Genomic DNA, 2,840 nt, shown 5'->3' with positions numbered 1-2,840 from the left:
CCGAAGGCCAGTGGTTCTACCCCGAGGACCAGATCGCCGACCTGCCGCTGCGCATGATCGCCGCTGAAATCACGCGCGAAAAGCTGACCCTTCGCCTGCACGAGGAACTGCCTTATCAGCTGACGGTCGAGACCGAGCGGTGGGAGGACAAACCCGACGGGTCTGCCCGGATAGACCAGCTGGTCTATGTCGCCCGCGATGGGCACAAGGGGATCGTGCTTGGCCATAAGGGCGAGACGATCAAGGCCGTCGGTCAGGCCGCACGGGCCGAGTTGATGGAATTCCTCGACCGTCCGGTGCATCTGTTCCTGCAGGTCAAGGTCCGGCCGAACTGGCTGGAGGAAAAGGAACGCTATTCCGAGATGGGTCTTGAGTTCCGGGACGGCGACTGACCCTCTTGCACTGACCGCCGGCCTGAAAACGAAAGGCGCCGCCTTTTGGGCAGCGCCTTGTCGCTAAGGATCCTGTTTTCGGCGGTTGGACAGCGCGGATCTACGCCCCGTCGCGGCGACTATTCGGCGTCTGCGTTCAACACCGCAACAATCGCGTCACCCATTTCGCTGGTCGAAACCGGCTTGCCGCCTTCTGGGCCCATAAGGTCTGCCGTGCGCAGACCCTTTGCCAGAACCGCCTCCACCGCGCGTTCCAGACGGTCGGCTTCGACGCCCTGATCGAAGGAATAGCGAAGCGCCATCGCAAACGACAGGATACAGGCGATCGGGTTGGCCTTGCCCTGCCCGGCAATGTCGGGGGCAGACCCATGGACGGGTTCATAAAGCGCCTTGGGGCGACCGTTCACCATCGGCGCGCCGAGCGAGGCCGACGGCAGCATGCCGAGCGATCCGGTCAGCATCGCCGCGCAATCCGACAGGATATCGCCAAAGAGGTTGTCGGTGACGATGACGTCGAACTGCTTTGGCCAGCGGCAAAGCTGCATCGCGCCCGCGTCGGCATACATGTGGGAAAGCTCGACCTCGGGGTATTCCTCGTCATGCACCTTCTGGACGACTTCGCGCCAGAGGATGCCCGATTCCATCACATTGGCCTTCTCCATCGAGCAGACCTTGTTCCCCCGGCGCTTGGCCAGTTCAAATGCCGAGCGCGCAACACGGGCAATCTCGCTTTCAGTATAGCGCTGGGTGTTGATGCCGACGCGTTCATTGCCTTCGGTGAAAATGCCGCGCGGTTCGCCGAAATAGACCCCGCTCGTCAGTTCCCGCACGATCATGATATCGAGCCCGGCCACCACATCGCGCTTGAGCGAGGAGAAATCGGCCAGCGCGTCAAAGCACTGGGCGGGCCGCAGGTTGGAGAAGAGGTCCATTTCCTTGCGGATGCGCAGAAGGCCGCGTTCGGGTTTCAGCGCGAAATCGAGATTGTCGTATTTCGGTCCGCCGACCGCGCCCAGCAGAACCGCATCAACGGCCTGCGCCTTGGCCAGCGCAACATCAGTAAGGGGAACGCCATGGGCGTCATAGGCGGCACCACCGATCAGATCTTCGCTGACATCGAATGTGAGCCCGCGCTTGGCACCGAACCAGTCGATGATCTTGCGGACTTCGGCCATGACTTCGGGGCCGATCCCGTCGCCGGGAAGGATGAGGATGGAAGGATTGGCCACGTCGGGGCTCCTTAGCCGTTGAATTGATCATCGCTCGCCTAGCCAATGCCCGCCGCAGGGTCAAGCGGCGTTGGGGTTTTGCTGCCGGTGTCGCGTTCCTTTGCTGACGCAGCGTCGTGGGTGACCTTCGCGTTAATCTGCGCCATCGTCCGTCCAAAGCCCGGAGACCGTCATGACGCACTACCCTCATCTTCTCGCACCGCTTGACCTTGGGCATGTGAGCCTGCCCAACCGTGTGCTGATGGGGTCGATGCATACCAATCTTGAGGAAACCAAGGATTGGAACCGGGTGGCGGAGTTCTATGCGGCCCGGGCGCGGGGCGGCGTGGGCCTGATGGTCACCGGGGGTATGGCACCTAATCGCGAAGGGGGCGTGTTCCCCGGTGCGGCCGGTCTGTTCACGCCAGCCGATATCGCGAACCACCGGATTGTGACGGACCGCGTGCATGAGGCGGGCGGACGGATCGCCATGCAGATCCTGCATGCGGGGCGGTATGCTTATGGCCCTGAATGTGTGGCCCCCTCGGCGATCAAGTCGCCAATCTCGCCCCATGCGCCGCGCGAACTGGACGAGGCGGGGATCGAAAAGCAGATCGCCGACATGGTGACCGCGGCTGTGCGTGCGCGTGAGGCTGGCTATGACGGGGTCGAGGTGATGGGGTCCGAGGGCTATTTCCTCAACCAGTTCCTTGTCGCCCATACCAACACACGCACCGACTGCTGGGGCGGAAGTGCGGAAAACCGGATGCGTCTGCCGATCGAGGTCGTGCGCCGGGTGCGCGAGGCGGTGGGGCCCGACTTTATTCTTATATACCGGATCTCACTGATCGACCTCATCCCGAACGGACAAAGCTGGGATGAGGTCGTGACCCTTGCCAGGGCGATTGAGGCCGCGGGCGCGTCGATCCTCAATACCGGGATCGGCTGGCATGAGGCGCGCATTCCGACAATTGCCACTTCGGTGCCGCGTCGGGCCTTTGCCTGGGTCACGAAGAAACTGATGGGGCAGGTGGCGATCCCGGTCATCACATCGAACCGGATCAACATGCCGGATGTGGCCGAGGCGGTTCTGGCCGAGGGTTGTGCCGATATGGTGTCGATGGCGCGCCCGTTTCTGGCCGATCCCGACTTTGTCAGGAAAGCCGCAGAGGGCCGGGCGGATGAGATCGCCCCCTGTATCGCCTGCAATCAGGCCTGTCTGGATCACACGTTCCAGGGC

General features: G+C 62.7%; 3 protein-coding genes. 2 read left to right on the top strand and 1 reads right to left on the bottom strand.

Translation table 11 applies throughout. The annotated features are described in order from the left end of the window. Positions 1-392 (top strand): KH domain-containing protein (locus WBB85_RS19280; protein ID WP_432640211.1); only part of this gene is annotated, 392 nt, incomplete at its 5' end. 119 nt (positions 393-511) lie between these two features. Here the strand turns inward: WBB85_RS19280 and leuB are convergent. Beyond that, positions 512-1,621: a 3-isopropylmalate dehydrogenase gene (leuB, locus tag WBB85_RS19275; protein ID WP_432640210.1), complete on the bottom strand. Its 1,110-nt coding sequence runs from the start codon at positions 1,619-1,621 to the stop codon at positions 512-514. A 172-nt stretch (positions 1,622-1,793) separates the two neighbouring features. Here leuB and WBB85_RS19270 point away from each other — a divergent pair. Next, on the top strand, positions 1,794-2,840 hold a 1,047-nt coding region (locus WBB85_RS19270), incomplete at its 3' end, for a 2,4-dienoyl-CoA reductase FMN-binding domain-containing protein (RefSeq protein WP_432640209.1).

Origin of the sequence: Albidovulum sp. (genome assembly GCF_049646345.1) — a bacterium.
Taxonomy (GTDB): Bacteria; Pseudomonadota; Alphaproteobacteria; order Rhodobacterales; family Rhodobacteraceae; genus Albidovulum.
The sequence above is the reverse complement of the archived record's forward strand: the minus strand, read 5'-3'. Positions and strand labels throughout refer to the sequence as shown.